This window comes from Streptomyces sp. NPDC101165, from assembly GCF_044768135.1.
Classification (GTDB): Bacteria; Actinomycetota; Actinomycetes; order Streptomycetales; family Streptomycetaceae; genus Streptomyces.
Genome location: NZ_JBIWPG010000012.1, coordinates 157,503 through 177,364, shown reverse-complemented (window position 1 = coordinate 177,364; position 19,862 = coordinate 157,503). Strand labels below are relative to the sequence as shown.

The following is a 19,862-nucleotide window of genomic DNA, read 5'->3' as shown; positions in this document are numbered from 1 at the left end:
CCGAAGTACAGGAGATCCACCGACCATGACATTCACGACCCCCGCGGCGGCGACGGGCACAGGGGCCCAGCACGGCGCGGGGCCGAACGTCCGCTCCCGCACCCACACGTGGGCACCGCCCACCCGTTACGCCGACGGTGCCGGCCGCTCGGGTCTCGAGGTGCTCCAGATGATCGTCGAGGGTCGTCTTCCCCAGGCGCCGATCGGCGGGACGCTCGGATTCCGTCTCGTGGCGGCGGAGCACGGCCGGGCCGTCTTCGAGGGTGAGCCCGGCGAGCACCTGCTCAACCCCATGGGCACGGTGCACGGCGGCTTCCTCGCCACGCTCCTCGACTCGGCGCTCGGCAGCGCGGTGATGTCGACACTCCCGGTGGGGCGCGCGTACACCACGATCCAGCTCGGCGTGCACATGGTGCGCCCCGTCCTCGCGGACACCCCGACCCTGCGCTGCGAGGGCACCGTGATCCATGCGGGACGCACGACCGCGACCGCAGAGGCCAGGATCACCGGCACCGCCGACGGAAAGCTCTACGCGCACGCCACCACCACCTGCGCGGTCTTCGCGCTGCCCGAGGGGGCCTGACCGGCCCGGCCGAGAGCGGGCCCGCGCGATTTTCACAGGCCGGGGCGATGGCGGACACCCATCGCTCCGGCCTTCTCCTGCCGGCCTGCGTGAACGGCCGGTGAAGAGATCGGCACGGATAATTCTTGACCGATCCTTGGTGATTCAACCAGCACAAAGGGCTGCACGTTTGCTTTCGGGTTGCTTCGAACCTGCGTAAGCCCTGTGAAGATCGGCCGTCGAAGGGTCTTGGGGCTGCGACCAGGGGATTGATCTGACCGCGTCAAGTCGGCACTCTCGCTGAGCGCGAGCAGAACTTTGCCGCGTGAACGCAAATCCCCCCACACGCAAACGAGGAGACCCCTCTTGACGGCGCATCACAAACGCATGGGCAAGGCCAAGACCGTCACCGCGATCGCGGCCGTTGCAACCGTCGTAGGCACGGCTCTGTACGTGTCCCCTGCCGCCCAGGCCGGACAGCCCGCGGAAGGCAAGGTCTACGGCCTGCACGCTGAAGGAGCCGTGACCGGCAGCTTCGTCGTCCTTCTGGACCAGAAGGCCTCTGCTGCCGAGAAGAAGGACTTGGCCACCGAGTACGGCGGCAGGATCGGCCGCACCTTCGGCTCGGCGGTGAACGGTTTCTCCGCCAACAGCCTCACCGAGACGGAGGCCAAGCGCCTCGCCGCCGACCCCGCGGTCGCCACGGTGGTGCAGAACAAGAAGTTCCACATCGACGCCACCCAGGACAACCCGCCGTCCTGGGGCCTGGACCGCATCGACCAGACGGACACGGCCGGCGACCACAAGTACACCTACCCGGACAAGGCAGGGGAGGGCGTGACCGCGTACGTCATCGACACCGGCGTACGCGTCAGCCACAAGGACTTCGGTGGCCGCGCGAGTTACGGGTTCGACGCCGTCGACAACGACAACACCGCCGACGACGGCAACGGGCACGGCACCCACGTGGCCGGAACCATCGCCGGAACCGCCCACGGTGTCGCCAAGAAGGCCAAGATCGTCGCGGTCAGGGTGCTCGACAACAACGGCTCCGGAACCACCGAGCAGGTCGTCGCCGGCATCGACTGGGTGACCAAGAACCACCAGGGGCCCTCGGTGGCCAACATGAGCCTCGGCGGTGGCGCCGACCCCGCTCTCGACGAGGCGGTCAAGAAGGCCATCGCCTCGGGCGTCACGTTCGCCGTCGCCGCAGGCAACGAGTCGGCGGACGCGGGGCAGGGTTCACCGGCCCGGGTCCCCGAGGCCATCACGGTCGCCTCCAGCACGAAGGACGACGCCCAGTCGGACTTCTCCAACTTCGGCAAGACCGTGGACCTGTACGCGCCGGGCTCGGACATCACCTCCGACTGGAACGACAGCGACGAGGGAACCAAGACGATCTCCGGCACCTCCATGGCCACCCCGCACGTCACCGGAGCCGCCGCGGTCTACCTGGCCGGACACCCGGACGCCAAGCCCGACCAGGTCGCCTCCGCCCTGGTCGGCGCGGCGACCAGCGACAAGATCACCAACCCGAGCAGCGGAACGCCCAACAAGCTGCTGAAGGTGACCGAGTAGGAACTGCTGTGCCGCGTCCTCGTGGACGACACGAGGACGCGGCCGCCCGACGGTGCCGCCGGCTCGTACAGCGGCGGCACCGCCGGGCGGTGGTCGGACTCGCCGGAGCCGTCGTCAGCCGCTGTGCACGCCGACGTCGTAGAGCGAGTACCCCCACTGGGTCCCGCGTTCCGTGCCCACGATGCGCACATAGCGGGCCGGCGTTCCGGTGAAGCGCGCGGTGTCGAGGCCGCCGTCACCGGTCGTGGTCGACCAGGCGGTCTTCCAGTTCACGCCGTCCGTCGAGAGCTCGATGCGGTACGACTTCCCGTACGCGCGCTCCCAGTCGAGCGTGACCCGCCCGACCAGGTGGGTCGAACCCAGATCGATCCGCAGCCACTGGTCGTCGCTCCAGTCGCTGGCCCAGCGGGTGTCCCGGGTGCCGTCCACGGCGCGGCTCGACGCATAGCTGACGAACGGGTTCCACTCGGTCGAACTGGCCGTGGTAGAGGCCCCGTTGGCAAGGTCGACGCCCGCCTGGTGCTGCTCGGTCGCACCCCAGGTGTGGAGGTAGGACTCCGCGCCCCGGAAGAGGTCGTTCACCACACCCTGGCCGCCGACGAGCCTGATGTCCTCGATCCAGTCCGGGACGAGGCCGTAGTGCGCGGCACCGTCGGTGTTCAGGTCCCAGGTGCGCTCACCGGTGGTCTGCCGGTCGATGAGGGAGCCGCCGTCGACGCTGCGGAAGGGGTACGTGACCTTGTTGGGTGCGTCGGCGCCCCGTGGTCCGGGCCAGCCGCCGACACCGTTCATGTCGGTGCCGTAGCCGTAGCCGACGCCGTACTTGTCCCGCAGCGCCTTGGTGCGGTTCGCCTCGGCCACGAATCCCTCGGAGCCGTGCATGTACTGGGCGATGAAGCCACCGAGGCCGTAGACCCGGGCGGTCCAGTTCAGGTCCATCCAGCTGTGCGAGGAGATCACGCCGGGGTAGGACTCGGACTCGAAGATGTCGAGCGCACGGCCGACGGCCTTGACGCTCATGTGGTCGATCTCCAGCATCATCTTGCGCTTCATCATGCCGCGTACGGCGTACTCGCCGAGGTCGGTGAGCCCACGGGTGTTGCACTGTGCGTCCGAGGCGTACGAGGGAACCGTCACGCCCGCCGGGAGTTTCGCCTCGGCCTCGGGCGCCGCGGCCGAGCCGATGGGGTTGTCGTGCTGCGGCCCCGTGCACTTCTCCGTCTTCCAGAAGGTGCCGGTCGACAGGAACTGCCCGACGTTGATGGCCGTTCCGAGCCCGCCCGAGTCGAAGCGGACGCCGCACAGCGCGTTGTCGAACTTGTGGCACAGGAACATGCTGCGCACACCCAGCGAGTACAGCTCGTCCAGGCCGGCGTCGATGTCCCTCTTGTCGCACTGCGGGACGTCCAGGATCTGCTTGCAGCCGAAGGGCTCGGAGGTCTCCACGCCCAGGATGACCGCCAACTTGCCCTGCTTGATGACGTCACGGGCCTGCGCGCTGTCGGTGACGATCCGGAACCAGCCCTTGCCCGGACCGCCGTACATCTTGTCGATGTACGCCTGCAGGTCGTACGTCATCTTCGCCTGCAGCCGGATCGACGTCATCTCGTCGCAGCTGCGGTCCTTGAAGAAGTAGACCGAGCAGATCACGCCGTTGGTGACGAGGTCGTTGACCAGCACCCGCTGGCCGCCGCGCCAGGCCCGTTCCACCCACGCGTAATAGTTCTGCTGATGGGTCAGCGAGTCGTGCGCGGGCCAGTCCTTGAACGTGGGCCAGCCGACCGGGTCGTGTCTGCCGTCACCGCCCTTGGTGATGAAGTCGAAGACGGCCAGCGAGCCGTCGGGGTAGTGCTCGGGGCAGTCCTTCAGCGCGTCGGCGATCCCGGCCTCGGAGAAGGTCTTGCCGCAGATCAGGCGCCCGCCGAAGCCCTCGTTGGCGAAGAGGTGGTCGTGGGCGTCGACGAACCCGCGCACCTCGCCCTTGGCGTTCGTGCCGGTGAACGGCTCGCCGGTGACGTTGATCTGGGAGTCCGGCGAGGGCCGTGCCGTCGGGACCCACCACTCGTTCCCGGCTGCCGAACTCGGGGTGGGGCCGAGGAGGACGGCCAGTACGAGGAGGAGCAGAGACGCCATGGTGATGTTCTTGCGTCGGTAGTGCCGGCGTCTGGATATGGCCACGGCCCACGTCCCTCGGTAGGCGGGATGCGCGGTCGACGGGCGAGGACGTCCGGGGCCCGAAGACCCTTGCGCACACCGATTGTCATGTCCTTTGTAAACTGCCGCCCAAGAGGATCGCCAGTGCCGCCTGTGGAGTCAATACTCAACTACTGATGAGTATTGTTCAGCTTTCAATGGCCGGTCGATGTGGAATCGACCGAGTCGGGATTGCGGACTGAGGACGGGGCAGGGCTCACAACGCGACGACGATCTGAGGCTCACAGCGAGGCTTACAAGGCGACGACGACCAGAGCGATGTCGTCCCGAGCACCGTGGCTGACGCCGAGACGTGCGAGCAGGGTGTCGGCCAGGCGCTCGGGGCCGAGCGCCAGGCACTGGGCCAGGGCGTCGGTCAGGCGCTGCAACCCGGTGTCGATGTCCTCGTCGCGGCGTTCGATGAGGCCGTCGGTGTAGAGGACGAGAACGTCGCCGGGGTGATACGAGGCACCGGCCTGGGGACGTGGGACATGCTCCGGCCGGGCCCCCAGGGGCGGATCCGTCGCACGGTCCAGCAGTTCGCAGGTGCCGTCGCGGTGCATCAGCACGGGAGGCGGATGGCCCGCGCTGGAGTAGACGATCAAGTGGGAGCGCCCGTCGACCAGGGCTGTCACCGCGGTGGCCGCCAGGGCACCTTCCACGGAGCGGGCGTACAGACCCAGGATCTCCAGCGCCTGAGCGGGGCCCGCGACCGCCCGGCTGGCCGCGGACAGTGCGCTGCGCAGCATCCCCATGACGGTGGCGGCCTCCAGACCGTGGCCGACCACGTCGCCGACAGCGACGGTGAACCGCCCGTCGGCCAGATCAGCGGTGTCGTACCAGTCGCCGCACACATTGAGCGAGCCGATGGCCGGCAGGTAGCGCACCGCCACATTGGTGTGCCGGGCCAGGTCCGGGGAGTGCAGCATGGCCTCCTGCAGCGTGATCGCCACCTGCCGCTCGCGGGCATGCGCCTGCCGCAGTTCCCCGTTCAGACGTTCCAGCTCCTTGGCCCGGGCGTACAGCTCGGCCTCCATGCCCTCCTCCCGTTGACTCGAAGCCGCGGTGGTGTCCCCCTGCCGCTGCCGACGGGCATGGACGAAGGCGCTCACGTCCTCGACCCGGTGGATGATCCACGCAACCTCTCCGTCCGGCCTGATGACCGGGGTGTTGACCGGGGACCACCAGCGTTCCTCGAAGACCCCTGATTCCCCGGGGACGGGGATGTCGTACCGCTGAACAGCCATCGTGTCCGGTTCCCTCGTGGCCAACACCCGCTCCAGCGAGGCGGAGAGATTGCGGACCCCGTTGGCCTGAGGGTCGGCGGGGTTGTCGGGAAAGGCCTCGAAGAGGTACTGCCCGAGCAGATCCTGACTGGTGCGGCCGGTCGCCCGGCAGTAGGCCTGGTTGACGCCGACGATCATCAGAGAGGGACTGAGTACCAGATAGGGGCTGGGGGTGGCGGCGAACAGCGCGGCGTAGTCGACCTGATCCACGGTCGGCTGCCCGGTTATGGCAGTGACGCCCATTTTTCCAATGTACGAGGTCACCGCCGCGGCTGCCGCTCCTCAGGGGACCCTGACTCTGCGAAGTCGGCAGTGGCGGTCGTCAGCGGGTGCGGAGGCCGGGCGCCGCCCCAGGCCCCGAGATTCCGGCATGTTCCGCCGGACAGGCCCTAGATGCCGGGTCTCGCGTGGTGCGTGATGCTGTAGGGGTGTGTGGTGTGTCAGCCGGTCGGATCCCGGCGGCCTACGCCGCCTCGGGCCGCCGTGCGCTGCGCGTGACCGTGGTCGCCGCGGCCGGTTTCTACCTCTTCCGGTACGGCCTGGACAGCCCCGTCGCGGCCACCTACGCCCTCTTCGGCACGGTGGCGCTGGGCGGACTCTCCAAGATCCCCGGGACCGGGCGCCAGCGAGCCGTGGTGGTGCTGCACGCGCTGCCGGTGTGCTGGCTGCTGGTGGTGATCGGCACCTATCTGTCGGTGCGGACCTGGAGCGCCGTCGCCGGCATGTTCGTGGTCGGCTTCGCCCTGACCTTCTCCGCCGTGGGCGGACCGCGCCCGGCGGGAGCGGCGCCTGGCCTGCAACTCCTCTACATCCTGCCGTCCTTCCCACCGTACGATCCCGCCTCGCTCGGCGAGCGGCTGATCGGAACGACGACCGGGCTGGCCCTGTTCATCGCCGCCGAGGCGCTGATCCTCCCCGGGCCCGCTCCGCCGTCCTACCAGGAGCGGGCGGCCCGGGCGGCGCACACCGCCGCGCGGTGCGCCACCCTCCTCGCCGCCCCTCCCCATGCCCTGACCGGCGCGGACATCCGCGCCGGTCACGAGGCCGGCCATGCACTGCGGTCCCTGACCGTCCCGGAGGCGGAGCGCCCGGCGGGACCGGGGATGCGCGACCGTGCCCTCACCCACACCGGCCTGGCCACCCGCACCCTGCTCAACCGCCTGACGCAACTGCCCGCGACGCCGGGCGACCCTCCGGGCTCTGCCGTGACCGACGTACTCCACGCGGTGGCACGACTGGCCACGGCAACCGAGAGCTGCCTGAGCGCGGGCACGTCACCCGTGGCGCCGTACAAGGAGCTGGTCGCCGCCCGCGCAAACCTGGCTGCCTTGTCCGCGGCCCCTGCCTCCACCGACGGGGCCGGTCCCGCACCGGGCTTCCCGCCCGCCGAACTGCGTCGGCACGCCGCCGTGCTGGAGATCGCCGATGCCGCGCTGACCATGGCCACGGCAGCCGATCTCGCTGTACGAGGCAGGCAGACCTCGGTGGAGGTGGCGCCGGAGCGCTTCTGGTACGCCACGGCCTGGGCGCCGTCCCTGTGGTGGCACCGGATCCGAGGCCACGCCGAGCGCCGGTCGGTGTTCTTCCAGAACGCGGTGCGCATCGCCATGGCTCTGACGGCGGCCCGGCTGGTGGCCGGGGTGGACACGCTGCCCCACGGGTTCTGGGCCATGCTGGCGACGCTCACCCTCACCCGGACGACCATGGACGAGACCTGGAGCACCATCCGCAGGGCTCTCGCCGGCACGCTGGCCGGCGCCCTGGTGACCGCCGGGACGCTGCTCCTCGTGGGGGCCGACACCGCGGTCTACGCGGTCGTCCTGCCGCTGTGGATGCTGGTCGCGTTCACGGTGGGGCCGGTCAAGGGCGTCGGTTGGGCGCAGGGGATGTTCACCGTGCTCGTGGCTCTCGTCTTCGCCCAGCTGGCTGCGCCGACGTGGCAGCTGGCGGAGGTCCGGATGCTGGATGTGCTGGTCGGCAGCGCCATCGGCGCGGTATTCGGCCTGCTGGCCTGGCCCCGTGGTGCCCACGACGAACTGCGCCGCGCGGTGGCCGGGCTGTTGCGCAGGGCAGCAGAGATCGTCGTGGCGACCAGCGCCTCGGTGGCCGGAGGCGGGGCGACGGCCGCACCGCCCGCGGCGACCGGCCACCGGTCGCTCCAGCACGCGGTCATCCTCGCGGAGTCCGCGTACGCGCAGTTCCAGAGTGAGCCGACACCCTTCGGTGGGCGGCGGCGCGGGGTGGCGTTGCCCGAAGTGGACTGGCAGGCCACGCTGATGGCTGGCCACCACACCCTGTGGGGGTCGGAGCGGCTCCTGGAGCCGCCGCTCACCGGCCTGGGGCCGGCGGCGGCCGAATCCGCCGGCGGGCTGGGAGACCGGGTGGCCGGGCGGATGCTGCTCGTCTCGGCCGCGCTGGACCCCGGCGGCGACACCCCGACCGCGCCGTTGCCGGCGCTGGACCCGTCGCCGGCGGGATTCGCCACGGAGCCGCCCGGAGCGCCGCGGCTGTACTACGCCACGGTGTCGTGGCTGGGCTCGCTGATGACAGACCTGTCGCGGATCGCGCCGGGACCGGAGCACGGCGACGACAGTGCCGGGAGCTGATCGCAGCGGGCAGGTCGTGTCCACGGCCGAGGTCGCAGGCGAGGGCGAGTTGCACGACTTTCACCGCGTTGTCGACGGACGTGTCGACCAGCCAGAGGCACCATTCCGACCTGCGGCAACGGCGCGATCCGATCAGCCGCGTTGCCCCCATGCCATCACCATGCCGGGTCCTAGCTCGGCGAGTCGGGGCGAGGCCAGGTAGTCGAGCGCCTCATCGACGACGGCGGCGTCGACCCGGCCGGTCTCCTCCAGAGCGGCTCGCATCCGGCTCCACGTCTCGGACCAGAAGCGAGCCAGGGGACCGCCTGCGACCAGTGGCGGGCAGACGAGTTCCGCGGCGACGTTCCGTAGCCCCTCCTCCCTCAGGAAGTGCGGATACGCCGGGACGGATGACGTGTCGGTGCCGATCGTCGTTCTCAGTGCCTGCCACATGGCGTCCATGACCCGCCGGTAGGCAGACGCGCTGTCCAGGGCGTCCGGCACCTCCAGGGCATCGCCGAGCACCAGCCAGCCCCCAGGGTTCAGCCACTGTGCGAGCCGTGAGACGAGCCGGCGGCGCTCGGGCAGGTGCATGAGGACGAACCTGGCGTGGATCAGGTCGAAGCTGCCGAGCCGCAGGCGCTCGTCCGTGAGGTCGGCGGTGACCACCCGCAGCCGCGGCCCCGCGAGGGCATCCAGGCCGGCGGTGTCCCGGTCCAGGGCGACCACCTCTGCCGCACCTGCCTCCTCCAGCAACCAGCGCGCCACCGTCCCGGTCCCGGCACCCACCTCCAGACAGCGGCCGCCCCGCCCTGCACCCAGCGCCCGCAGGCGGCGCGTCGTGAAGGGGTCGTAGACCAGCGCGGCGTCGTCGATCCGCTCGGCTTCCCGGGGATGTTCCGGTGCGAACAGGTCCTCTCCGTAGTGGCCGTCGGTCATGACCGGACCTCACTCTTGTGGCACGGACCCACTGCACCCCTCGACGCCATGGGAACTCCCTGATGACCTGCTGATCGGCTGCAGCCACGATGACAGCCGCAGGGCACAACCGGTCCTGGACGACGCCTGGTCGGCGGGTCTGTCGACACCATTGGGTGAACGGCCCGTGCGTCGAATTCGCTGCAACCCGCATGACAGGTGGGTGAGGATTGCCGTCATGGGATTGGCGACGGCGTTCACGGACCTGTTCGGTGTGGAGCATCCGATTGCCCTGGCCCCGATGGGCGGGTCGGCCGGTGGTGCCCTGACGGCGGCGGTCTCCCGCGGCGGCGGGCTCGGACTGCTGGGCAGCGGGAACGGGGACCAGGAATGGCTGGCCCGCGAACTGCCCGTTCTGGTCGGCGAGAGCGCCGGGAAACCGTGGGGCATCGGCTTTCAGGCATGGGCCATCGACGACGGCGTGGTCGCGCGGGCGTTGGAGCACGAGCCGGCGGCGGTGATGTTGTCCTTCGGTGACCCCAGTTCGTTCGTGGAGCGCATCCGCAGTGCGGGCACACCGCTGATCCTCCAGGTCACCGACCTCGAAGAGGCCCGCAGGGCGGTGGATCTCGGCGCCGACGTGATCGTGGCGCAGGGCACCGAAGCCGGCGGGCACGGAGCCCGGCACGGGCGGTCCACGCTGCCGTTCGTGCCCGTCGTGGTGGACCTGGCGGCACCGGTGCCGGTGCTGGCGGCCGGCGGGATCGCAGACGGCCGCGGCGTCGCGGCCGCCCTGGCGCTGGGGGCCGCCGGAGCACTGCTCGGCACCCGCTTCCAAGCCACGACCGAGGCCCTGGTCGCCCCCGCGACGGCCGAGGCGATCGTAGAGGCACGCGGCGAGGACACGGAGCGCAACAGGGTGCTGGACATCGCCCGCGGCTCGCGGTGGCCGGCCCGGTACACGGCGCGCACCCTTGCCCATCCTTTCCTCGACGGATGGCGGGGCCGGGAGGACGCACTCGCCGCTGACCCGCATGCCCAGCAGGCGTACCAGGACGCCGTGGCAGCAGGGGAGATCCCCGCGCTGCCGCAGTGGGCCGGCGAGGCCGTCGGCCTCATCGACGATCTGCCGTCCGCAGCCGACCTGGTCGGCACCCTGGCCACCGAGGCCGAGGACGCGCTGGCCCGAGCCGCCGGGCGCTGACCGCGATCGCCAGGACGACCGCAGGACAGCTGCGATCACGGCCGGACAACCGTCCCGTCGCGGTCCTGCCCCCAGCCAGCCGCCGGCACGGGGCCGCCACTCGATCAAGGCTTCGATGAACGAGCAAGTAAGCTGGATGAACGTGAGAACCGGCACGTCAACGACCGTGCCGGACCGCGGCTCGACACGAGGGAGCGACCGATGACAGAGGGAACCGAGCGAGCCGTACTGGCGGGCGGTTGTTTCTGGGGCATGCAGGACCTGATCCGCAAGCAGCCGGGCGTGAAGTCCACCCGCGTCGGATACAGCGGCGGTGACACGCCGAACGCCACGTACCGCGACCACGGCGACCACGCCGAGGCGATCGAGATCCTCTTCGATCCCACGGCCACGAGCTACCGCGACATCCTGGAGTTCTTCTTCCAGGTCCACGATCCGACCACGAGGGACCGCCAGGGCAACGACATCGGGCGTAGCTACCGGTCCGCCATCTACTACACCGACGAAGAACAGCACCGCGTCGCCGTGGACACGATCGCGGACGTCGAGGCGAGCGGGCTGTGGCCGGGGAAGGTGGTCACGGAGGTCGAGCCCGTGGGCGACTTCTGGGAGGCCGAGCCGGAGCACCAGGACTACCTGGAGCGCTATCCGAACGGCTACACCTGCCACTTCCCGCGACCGAACTGGAAGCTGCCGCGCCGGTCCTCGTCCCAGACGAGCTGAGTCGCCGGCCGCGCCGATCCGCTGGGCGGGGCGCGCGGGCCGTGGAGGGGAATTGGGGTTCGGCAGGCAGAAGGCGCAGGAGCCGCCGGTGGAGCCGGTCGGGTGGACCGACGTCCAAACGTTCGTCATCTCCTCTGTCGAGCGGCCGGAAACGGTCAGGCGGAAACGAGCCGTGTGGGGCAGAAAGGCCGTACGCGTGGCCCGGGGCTCGAAGGACTGGCGGGTCCTGGCCCCTTGTGCGTTTCTGGGGTCCGCCGAGGCTCATCCGCCCGGCCTGCCGTCCCGCCCCGAGCAGACGCTGTTCGAGGATCCGGGCGCGCGACACCTGCTGTGCTACGTGGAACCGGCCGTGGAGGTCGACGGAGCGCGGCGGCACGTCGTGCGCGACGGGCAGGGACAGGTCGTCGGCACCCTGGTGCGCGTACCGCCGAAGCGCCGTCCCTTCAAGCACTCCTGGCGCATCGAACAGCCCGGCCACCCGGAGATCGTGGGCCGCGGCGAGTGGGCCGGCGGGGATGCCAAGGAGATCACCGGACGTCTGGTCGGGAAGCTCATCGGGGGAGTCCTGGACGCGATCGGGGATCTGGGAGCCGACGGCGGTGATCAGCGTTCCAGGGCACGGGCGCTGGAGTGGCGGGCCGAGGACAAGATCGTCATGGTCTCGGAGGGCAGCGAGCAGGTGACCGTGCGGGCGGGCTGGGTCGACCGCCGTCTCGCCTTCGCGTTCGCGCTCGTCGGCGACGGCTGAGACACGACACGCCAGGCTGACGTCGTCGGCACTCACGCGCGTTTCAGCCGGCGCCGCGCAAGCGGAGTACAGCCTGCCGTCACCTGCCGTACGCCCCACTGCGGCAGTGTCGCCGCATGACGTACGACCCGATACCGAGCGTGGACGCGCTCATGGCTCTGCTGGCCGACTGCGCGGACGTCTGGGACACCCCGGACCGCTCCGGCGACCCGGTGGACATCCTCGACCACAGCCTTCAAGTCGCCGCCGTGCTGGCCGAGCGGCACCCGGACGACGAGGAACTTCAGGTGGCCGGGCTGGTCCACGACATCGGCCACCACCTCGTGCCCGGCGACGAAGCGGGGCACGGCTCGCACGCCGCGACGGCGGTGGAGGGCCTGCTGGGTCCCCGGGTCGCCCGACTCGTCGCACTGCACATCCCGGCCAAGCGCTATCTCGCCGCCGCCGACCCACGCCTCGCGCTGTCCTCGGAGAGCGTCCGCACCCTCGGCTGCCAGGGCGGCCCCATGACCCCGCCGGAGGCGACCGCTTTCGAGGCCGACCCCGACTTCTGCGGGGCGATCGCGCTGCGCCGCGCCGACGACGCGGGCAAGGTGGTGGGCCTACGAGTGGCGGCCCTGGACTCCTGGCGCCCCGTCGTGCAGCGCGTCGCCGCCGGCTGAACAACCGGCCCGCCGGTGCCTTCCCGATCGCGACCAGGGCCTGGCAGCGGTTCACCCGTCGGCAGGTGCCGGTGTGCGTCGCCGGCGGCCGCCGACCACACTGGCGACAACGAGCCCCGACCGCGTGAACGGAGCGGGAGAGCCACGATGACCCAGCCCATCCCCACCTGTGAGGCCGACCGTCCGGCTGTGACTGGCAAAGTCCCCGACGATCTGCTGAGGCTGAGCGACCTGGACCCACAGACCCTGGTGGGGCTGCTGGATCTGGCGGAGGGCATGAAGCGCGAGCCGCTGGGGTGGGAGCGCGATCTGCGCGGGGGCGCCGTCGGGTGCATCTTCGAGAAGCCGTCCACACGGACCCGGGTGTCCCTGGCCACGGCTGCCCAGCGCCTGGGCATGGCGGCCATCGTGCTCAACCGCGAGGACCTGCAGTTCGGCCACGGCGAGACGGCCGCCGACACCGCCCGCGTCCTGTCGTCCTATCTCGACGCGATCACGGTGCGCACCTTTGACCATGCCACGGTGGAGCAGATGGCCGACGCCTCGACGGTGCCGGTCGTCAACGCCCTGTCCGACACCCACCACCCCTGCCAGTCCCTGGCCGACCTCCTCGCGCTGCGCGAGCACTTCGGGACCCTGGCCGGCATGACCGCCGCCTTCATCGGGGACGGCACGAGCAATACGTGCAACTCGTTCCTCGCGGCGTGCGCGGCCTCCGGCATGCACCTCGTCGTCGCCACCCCGCCCGGCTACGAGACCGAGGAGGACATCCTCGGCGAGGCCCGTGAGCTGATGGCGCAGACCGGTGGTTCCGTCACGCTCACCGCCGAGCCGGTCGAGGCCGTCGGCGCCGCGCAGGCCGTCTACGCCGAGGTGTGGGTGCCCATGGACAGACACCACGAACGCGCCGAGCGGACCGAGCAGTTGGCCGCCTACCGGGTCGACGACGCCCTGCTCTCCCATGCGCCCCGCGATGCCGTGGCCATGCACTGCCTGCCTGCCGTCCGCGGGCAGGAGATCGCCTCAGAGGTGCTCGACGGCCCCCGATCCCTGGTCTGGCGCCAGGCGGCCAACCGGCTTCCCACGGCCCAGGCGGTGCTGCACACCCTCATCAGCACTGCCCGCCGGCGCAGACGCACCACCTGACAGCGCAGGTCCACCGGTCTCCGCACAAGCGAAGGGCCTCTCGCTGAACCGATCAGTGAGCTCCGGGGCTCAGCTCCTGGAGGACGGCCTGCCCTGCGGCACGGTGCTCGGCGGCTCCGGCCGGATCAGTCCCGTCGAGCACGATCGCGATGCCTTCGTGGGCCAGCGCCTCCTCGTACCGATTGCCCAGCTGCGGCGCCAGCTCCAACGCCTGCCGGTGCAGCCGTAGGGCCTCTTCGGGGAGGCCCGCAAGCCGGCAGGTCTCGCCGTAGCCGTTGAGGAAACGGACCTTCCAGTGCTCCTCGAACAGCTCGTCGAGCAGCGCGAACGCTTCCCGGTGGCTGGCCAGTGCCTCCTCGTACCGGCCCATCTGCCGTAGCGCGACACCCAGGCAGTTGAGGCACCACGCCTGGTTGTGCAGGTGCCCGTCCTCGCGGGCCAGCGCCAGCGCCTGGTACAGGTGTTCAGCCGCCTCGTCCGCTGCCTCGTGGGCGATGGCCACACCGAGCGTGATCCGGGCCGTCAGAGCGGGTGGCCACGCCGGATCGCTGTGCGGAACGCCCAGCACCTGCCTGGCCCGCTGCGCCGCCTCCTCGCGGTGCCCCAGCTGCAACATCGCCCAGGCCTCCGACGCGGCCGCGTGGGCCACGCCCGCCCGATTCCCGGCCTGCTCGTACAACTTTCCTGCCAGCCCGAAGAGTTCGAGCGGCTCCTCGACGTGCCCCGCATCCCAGCTCAGATAGCCGCGGCGCATGGCCAGTTCGGCCTCCACCTGCGTGTCCTGCGTCCGGGACACCAGGAGTCCGGCCGCCTCGTACGCGGCCGCCGCCTCCGCCGTCCGGCCCGCGTTGTACCGCGCGAAGCCCAGGTCGCTGTGAGCCTCGGCCAGTTGCAGCGGATCGCCCAGGCGCTCGGCGGCGGCCAGCGACCGCTCGAAGAGGAAGTTGAGATGCGTCGTACCGCAGCGCCGTGCGAAGTACGCCCGCAGGAAGCGCGGCAGTTCGGACACGTGCACGTCGGAGCCGACGGCGGCCGCCGTCTCGAAGACCGCGATGAGGTTTCCGTACTCCATGACGAGCCAGGCGAGGGCCGCGTTCTTGTCCGGGAACCTGGGCAGCTCGGCCGGGGGCCGGCCCGCCGAAGCCGTACGGCTGGGGGAGAGGAACGGCATTGCGGCGTCGGCGGCGGCCGCCGCGTGCACGTAGTAGTCGAGCACCCGGCCCAGGGCCCGCTCCTGCTCGGCCGCAGTGTCCTGTTCCGCCGCGGCCCGGCGCGCGTGCTGGTGCACGAGGTCGTGCAGCCGGTAGCGGCCCGCCGTCGGTTGCTGGACGAGGTGCGCGTCGACCAGGTCCTCCAGCGTCGCCCGGGCGTCACGCAGCGGCACGTCCGCCAGCGCCGCCACCACGTACTCGTCGAAGGACTCCCCGGGCAGCAGGGCCAGCATCCGGAACAGGCGGGCCTGGGACCGGTTCAGCTGCCGGACCGACATGGCGAACGCGGTGTCGAACTCGCTCGCACCCTCGGCCAACCGCTCGACCAGGATGCCCACGGTCCAGCCCGGCCGGTGCCGCAGCCGTGCCGCGGCCAGCCGCAGGGCGAGCGGCAGATGGCCGCACAGCCGCAGCACCTCGGCGGCGGACTCCGGATCACGGGCCAGCCTGCCGCCCGGGCCGCCGGGGTCACCGCTGGCCCGGGCCAGCAGCTCCGCGCTCTCCTGCGGGCTCAGCACGTCGAGCGAGACCGGGGGCACCTCGTCCAGGCCGAGCAGCCGGTTGCGGCTGGTGATCAGGGCGACCGAGTCGCCCGCACCGGGCAGCAGCGGGCGTACCTGGTCGGCGTCGGCGGCGTTGTCGAGGACCACGACGACCCGTCGGCGGGACAGTTCCGACCGCCAGCAGGCGGCGAGCTGCTCGACTCCCTCCCGCGGGACCCTCTCGGAGGGGACGTCGAGCGCGCCGAGCAGCATCCGCAACACGGACTCCGGGTCCATCGGCTCCCGGCCCTCGGTGAACCCGTGCAGATCCACATAGAGCCGGCCGTCGGGGAAGCCGGCGGCGAGCCGGTGCGCGGCGTGCACCGCGAGACAGGTCTTGCCGACGCCCGCCATACCGTCGACGGACACCGCCCGATGGCTGTCGACCGCGTCGAGTACGGCGGCGAGTTGGGCCTCCCGTCCGGTGAAGTCGGGTGCGTCGCGTGGCAGATCGTTGCGGGCGGGCGGCCGGACCTGGCGGCTGCTCTTCGGGGGCGCCGGCAAGGGGTTCGAGGTCCGCTCCCACAGGGGACGCAGGGGGCGGGGGTCGCGCTTGACGAGGCGGCAGAGAGCGACCACCGCGGGCCAGGGCGGCACGGTCTGCCCGTTGAGGTAGCGCGACAGCGACGAGGAGCTGAGTCCGGCGTCCCGCGCGAGGGCCCGTACTCCGAGCCCGGACAGTTCCTGCAGCAGGCGCAGCCGGGCCGCCAGCTCGTCCTGCGCCGTCCGTTCGTGCATGTCCACCGTTCCCCCGCCTCCCCGTCCCGTTCCGGCTGAAGTCTCGCGAGTCAAGTCGCCCCTGGTCAAGGCTGTTTCAGCTGTCCCACGGTGTCCCACCGCCGTGGTCGTGGCACGCGGGCTCGGCTGTCATGGAGTCACGCCCCGACGGAACGGGGCACCGACCCGGAGGAGGAGCGGACCGAGATGCAGTCCCGCATGCGGAACCCCGCCGTCGTACTGCCCGACGCGATGCAGCCCATCCAAGCGATTTACAGGACCGCGCACTCCGCCGGCGTCGACGGCAGGCTGCTGGAGCTGGTGCATCTGCGGGTCAGCCAGATCAACGGCTGCAGCGCCTGCGTCGACGCCGGCGCCAGGACGGCCCGTAAGGCCGGAGTGAGCGACGAACGGCTGGCCACGGTCGCCGCCTGGCGGGAGGCCCCGTACTTCACCCCGGCGGAGCGGGCGGCCCTCGCGCTGGCCGAGGCCGCGACGCGACTGGCCGACCGTCCCGACGCGGTGAGCGACGAGGTCTGGGACACGGCCGCCACCTACTTCGAGGAGCAGCAGCTGGCCGCGATCATCCTGATGATCGGCGTCACCAACCTGTTCAACCGGCTCAACGCCACCACCCGCCAGATCGCCGGCGTCCGGGGCTGACGGACACCGCGATGCCACCACGGGGGAACCCCGTGACCAGCACCTTCGGAGAAGCCGGCCCTGCGGCACCTCTCCAGCACGAAAATGTACCCATCAATCCTTGGACCAGGAGGAGCCCGCTGTGAAGGACGCACAGAAGCCCGCCAAGAGCACCGCTGCGACCGAGAAGACGTACGAGGGATTCACCGACGAGGAGCGCGCCGCGATGAAGGAGCGCGCCCGGGAGCTGAAGATGTCCGCGCGCCGCGGATCACGCGCCGACAAGGCGGCCGAGGAAGAGGCCGCCGTACTCGCGAAGATCGCCGAGATGCAGGAGTCGGACCGTGTCATGGCCGAACGGCTCCACGCCGTCATCAAGGCCGGCGCGCCGGAGCTCGCGCCGAAGCTCTGGTACGGCATGCCCGCGTACGCCAAGGACGGAAAGATCGTCTGCTTCTTCCAGAGCGCGCAGAAGTTCAACTCCAGGTACGCGACGCTCGGCTTCAGCGACAAGGCCAACCTCGACGAGGGCACCATGTGGCCGGCCGCCTACGCCCTGAAGGAGCTGACCGCCGCCGACGAGGCGAGGATCGCCGAACTGGTGAAGCGAGCGGTGAACTGACTCCCGAGGTCCAACGCCCCACTGCGCGACCGAACTTGGCAGCGGAGCGGGGCGACGAGGGACCTCTCTCTCCACGCCCCGCCTCAGAACACGGCCCGTACCTCTCCCACCTCCCGCCCTCCGCCCAGCAAGGGCATACGGCCGACGCGGTCGATCACGGGCGAGGTCAGGCCGGTCAGACGCAGCGCGCGGGCCAGGACCGGCCCCAGGGCCCGAGCGCCACCGTCCTCTATCTTGAGGGCCACGGCGCGGCCGTCGGGCAGGGCCACGGCCTGGACGGCCTCGGCGCCCACCTTCGACAGGGCGCCCGGTATCCCCTGCATGAGCCAGGTGTCGTGGCGACGGGTTCCGGCGACGTACTCGGGGTGGGCGCGCATGGCGTCGGCGACCCGACGCTCGGGTGTGCCGGGTGCGGCCAGGACGAAGGAGCGGAAGGCACGGGCAAGCCCGGTCAGACTGATCGCCATCAGCGGTGCCCCACAGCCGTCCGTGCCGACGGCGGCCACCGGCTCGCCGGCCGCCTCCTCCACCACGGTGCGGATGAGCCGCTGGAGCGGGTGGTCGGGGTCGAGGTACGACTCCAGCGGCCAGTTCCGCAGTGCGGCGGCCGCCAGCATCGCCGTGTGCTTGCCGGAGCAGTTCATCGCCACCCGGTCGCGGCGTGCGCCCGCTGCCAGGTAGGTCTCCTGCTCCTCTTGGTCCAGGGGCAGGGACGGCGGGCACTGCAGGTGTTCGGCGCTCAACCCGTGTTCGTCGAGCATCGTGCGCACCAGGTCGCGGTGGAAGGCCTCACCGGAGTGGCTCGCGGCCGCCAGCGCCAGCCGCTCGCCCGCGAGGTCCAGACCGGCCCGCAGCACACCCGCCGCCTGCATCGGCTTGTTGGAGGAGCGCGGGAAGACGGGGGACGTCACGTCACCGAGCGCCAGTTCCACCGAGCCGTCCGCGGCGAGCAGCACCAGGCTGCCCCGGTGCCGCCCCTCGACGAATCCGGAACGGACGACCTCGGCGAGGACCGGGGTGGCGACGGTGACGGCTGCAGTGGCCATGGCGGGCTGCGGCATCGGCGGTGACCTTCCGTGCACGGAGGGAGCCGACCTGCCCGACCGGCCCCCGGGATCGCCGGAGCCGTCGGTCATATGAGCAGGTGGTCCACCTGGGTTTTCGCGTCACAGTACCGCCGGGCGAACTCCCCGCCGCGGCCGCACCCCGCACGGCGGCGCGTATCACGCCACCCGGCCGGGTGAGGACTTCGAAGTCATCATCGGACAGCGCATCGGTACGCGCCGTGGCCTGAAGCTCGACTTGGGCGTTTGGCGGATGTGCCGCCGTGGGTAGTTCGCCGTCGCTGTCGGACGGGGCTCCAGCCGTGTGGATCGGCGAATGGCGTTGCGGCTGCTCCGGAGCCGGCGCAGACAAGGGTGACGCAGCACTGGACAGTGCCACGCCCCCTCCCGCACGCATGCGAGGAGACAGAGAAGTGAGGGTCGTCATCACGGGCGCGTTCGGCTTCCTGGGACGCCGACTGGCTACCGCGCTGCTGCAGACCCGCACGTTTAGTGGCGCACCGATAACCCGACTGGTGCTCGCCGATCGCATCGTGCAGCCCGACTTCCCCGCGGCGACGGACCCGCTCGTGGACGTCGTGCACGGCGACCTGATCGACCGCCTCGAAGACGTGTTCGCTGAACCCGTTGACGTGCTGTTCCATCTCGCCGCCGCAGTGTCGGCGGAGTGCGAGGCCGACTTCGACCTCGGCATGCGCGCCAACGTGGACACCACCCGCGCCCTACTCGCCGCTGCCCGGGCTCAGGCTGCCGCCGGCGGGCCGACGGTCCGGGTGGTGTTCGCCAGCAGCCTCGCCGTCTACGGTTCGAGCCCTGCGCTGCCCCTGCCTTCCGTGGTCAGCGAGTCGTCCCTGCCCATGCCGCGGTCGAGTTACGGAACACAGAAGCTCATCTGCGAGCATCTGATCGCGGACTGCACGCGCCGTGGCGTCCTCGACGGACGCGTCGCCCGCCTGATGACCGTCGCGGTGCGGCCGGGCCGCCCGAACGCGGCCGCTTCCGGCTTCCTTTCCGGCATCGTCCGCGAGCCGCTCGCCGGACTCCCGGCGACCTGCCCGGTACAACCCGACCTGCGCGTGGCCCTCGCCTCACCACGACGGACCGTCCAGGGAATCCTCCGCATTGCGGAGGCAGAGCGTGGCGTCGGGCCGGGGCGACTCGAAGGCCACGTGCCCGTCAATCTTCCCGCGCTCACGGTCACGGTCGCCGAGATGCTCGCCACGCTGCGGCAGGTGGCCGGCGATGCCGTCGCCGACCTGGTGACCATGAACCCCGACCCGGCGATCGAGGCGATCGTTGCCTCGTGGCCCGCCGTCTTCGACAACAGACGCGCCGCCGCACTCGGTCTGCAGCCGGACCCGAACTTCCTGTCCGTCGTGGAGGATTACCTCGCCGATCATCCCGACGCGGTCCAAGGCGACTGAGTTCGGGCCGAGATGCTCGTGTCGCTCTGCCGTTG

The 19,862-nt window shown here is 71.1% G+C and carries 16 protein-coding genes; 11 read left to right on the top strand and 5 right to left on the bottom strand.

Annotated features, from left to right (window positions below; translation table 11 throughout):
• The first annotated feature begins 25 nt into the window (after positions 1-25).
• Positions 26-583: a PaaI family thioesterase gene (locus ACIRVH_RS26455; protein ID WP_403957595.1), complete on the top strand. Its 558-nt coding sequence runs from the start codon at positions 26-28 to the stop codon at positions 581-583.
• 366 nt (positions 584-949) lie between these two features.
• Positions 950-2,140, top strand: coding sequence for a S8 family peptidase (locus ACIRVH_RS26450; protein WP_403958010.1), 1,191 nt, complete (start codon positions 950-952; stop codon positions 2,138-2,140).
• Positions 2,141-2,254: 114 nt separating this feature from the next.
• Here the strand turns inward: ACIRVH_RS26450 and ACIRVH_RS26445 are convergent, their stop codons facing one another.
• A complete protein-coding gene (locus ACIRVH_RS26445; RefSeq protein ID WP_403958007.1) occupies positions 2,255-4,273 on the bottom strand; it encodes a discoidin domain-containing protein in 2,019 nt (672 codons plus the stop codon).
• A gap of 314 nt (positions 4,274-4,587) precedes the next feature.
• Positions 4,588-5,862 carry a SpoIIE family protein phosphatase gene (locus ACIRVH_RS26440; RefSeq protein ID WP_403957592.1) on the bottom strand — a complete coding sequence of 425 codons (1,275 nt, stop codon included), beginning with the start codon at positions 5,860-5,862 and terminating at the stop codon, positions 4,588-4,590.
• 194 nt (positions 5,863-6,056) lie between these two features.
• Here ACIRVH_RS26440 and ACIRVH_RS26435 point away from each other — a divergent pair, with 194 nt between their 5' ends.
• Entirely contained in the window at positions 6,057-8,225 is a 2,169-nt protein-coding gene (locus ACIRVH_RS26435) for an FUSC family protein (protein ID WP_403957590.1), read from the top strand.
• Positions 8,226-8,357: 132 nt separating this feature from the next.
• On the opposite strand, the gene ACIRVH_RS26430 is transcribed toward ACIRVH_RS26435, so the two are convergent.
• Positions 8,358-9,143, bottom strand: coding sequence for a class I SAM-dependent methyltransferase (locus ACIRVH_RS26430; protein ID WP_403957587.1), 786 nt, complete (start codon positions 9,141-9,143; stop codon positions 8,358-8,360).
• Positions 9,144-9,360: 217 nt separating this feature from the next.
• Between ACIRVH_RS26430 and ACIRVH_RS26425 the strand changes: the two genes are divergently transcribed.
• The 5 genes from ACIRVH_RS26425 (at position 9,361) to argF (ending at position 13,605) form a co-directional block, all read left to right on the top strand.
• Complete coding sequence (locus tag ACIRVH_RS26425) at positions 9,361-10,326, top strand: NAD(P)H-dependent flavin oxidoreductase (protein ID WP_403957584.1); 966 nt, start codon at positions 9,361-9,363, stop codon at positions 10,324-10,326.
• A 201-nt stretch (positions 10,327-10,527) separates the two neighbouring features.
• Positions 10,528-11,049, top strand: coding sequence for a peptide-methionine (S)-S-oxide reductase MsrA (gene msrA, locus ACIRVH_RS26420; protein ID WP_403957581.1), 522 nt, complete (start codon positions 10,528-10,530; stop codon positions 11,047-11,049).
• Positions 11,050-11,221: 172 nt separating this feature from the next.
• Entirely contained in the window at positions 11,222-11,797 is a 576-nt protein-coding gene (locus ACIRVH_RS26415) for a hypothetical protein (protein WP_403957578.1), read from the top strand.
• 116 nt (positions 11,798-11,913) lie between these two features.
• Positions 11,914-12,459, top strand: coding sequence for an HD domain-containing protein (locus ACIRVH_RS26410; protein WP_403957575.1), 546 nt, complete (start codon positions 11,914-11,916; stop codon positions 12,457-12,459).
• 189 nt (positions 12,460-12,648) lie between these two features.
• Positions 12,649-13,605 (top strand): ornithine carbamoyltransferase, encoded by a 957-nt coding sequence (argF, locus tag ACIRVH_RS26405; protein WP_403957572.1) that lies wholly within the window; start codon positions 12,649-12,651, stop codon positions 13,603-13,605.
• 52 nt (positions 13,606-13,657) lie between these two features.
• Here argF and ACIRVH_RS26400 read toward each other — a convergent pair whose 3' ends face one another.
• A complete protein-coding gene (locus tag ACIRVH_RS26400; protein ID WP_403957569.1) occupies positions 13,658-16,096 on the bottom strand; it encodes an ATP-binding protein in 2,439 nt (812 codons plus the stop codon).
• 186 nt (positions 16,097-16,282) lie between these two features.
• Here ACIRVH_RS26400 and ACIRVH_RS26395 point away from each other — a divergent pair, with 186 nt between their 5' ends.
• Together ACIRVH_RS26395 and ACIRVH_RS26390 are read left to right on the top strand one after the other, a co-directional pair.
• The gene (locus ACIRVH_RS26395; protein ID WP_403957566.1) at positions 16,283-16,738 is read left to right on the top strand and encodes a carboxymuconolactone decarboxylase family protein; all 456 of its coding nucleotides are present in this window, start codon (positions 16,283-16,285) and stop codon (positions 16,736-16,738) included.
• Between the two features lie 205 nt (positions 16,739-16,943).
• Positions 16,944-17,339 (top strand): iron chaperone, encoded by a 396-nt coding sequence (locus ACIRVH_RS26390; RefSeq protein ID WP_403958005.1) that lies wholly within the window; start codon positions 16,944-16,946, stop codon positions 17,337-17,339.
• An 83-nt stretch (positions 17,340-17,422) separates the two neighbouring features.
• On the opposite strand, the gene ACIRVH_RS26385 is transcribed toward ACIRVH_RS26390, so the two are convergent.
• On the bottom strand, positions 17,423-18,400 hold the full coding sequence (locus tag ACIRVH_RS26385; protein ID WP_403957563.1) for an asparaginase: 978 nt from the start codon (positions 18,398-18,400) through the stop codon (positions 17,423-17,425).
• A gap of 416 nt (positions 18,401-18,816) precedes the next feature.
• On the opposite strand from ACIRVH_RS26385, the gene denD reads away from it, so the two are divergent.
• Complete coding sequence (gene denD, locus ACIRVH_RS26380; RefSeq protein WP_403957560.1) at positions 18,817-19,827, top strand: D-erythronate dehydrogenase; 1,011 nt, start codon at positions 18,817-18,819, stop codon at positions 19,825-19,827.
• Positions 19,828-19,862 lie beyond the last annotated feature (35 nt).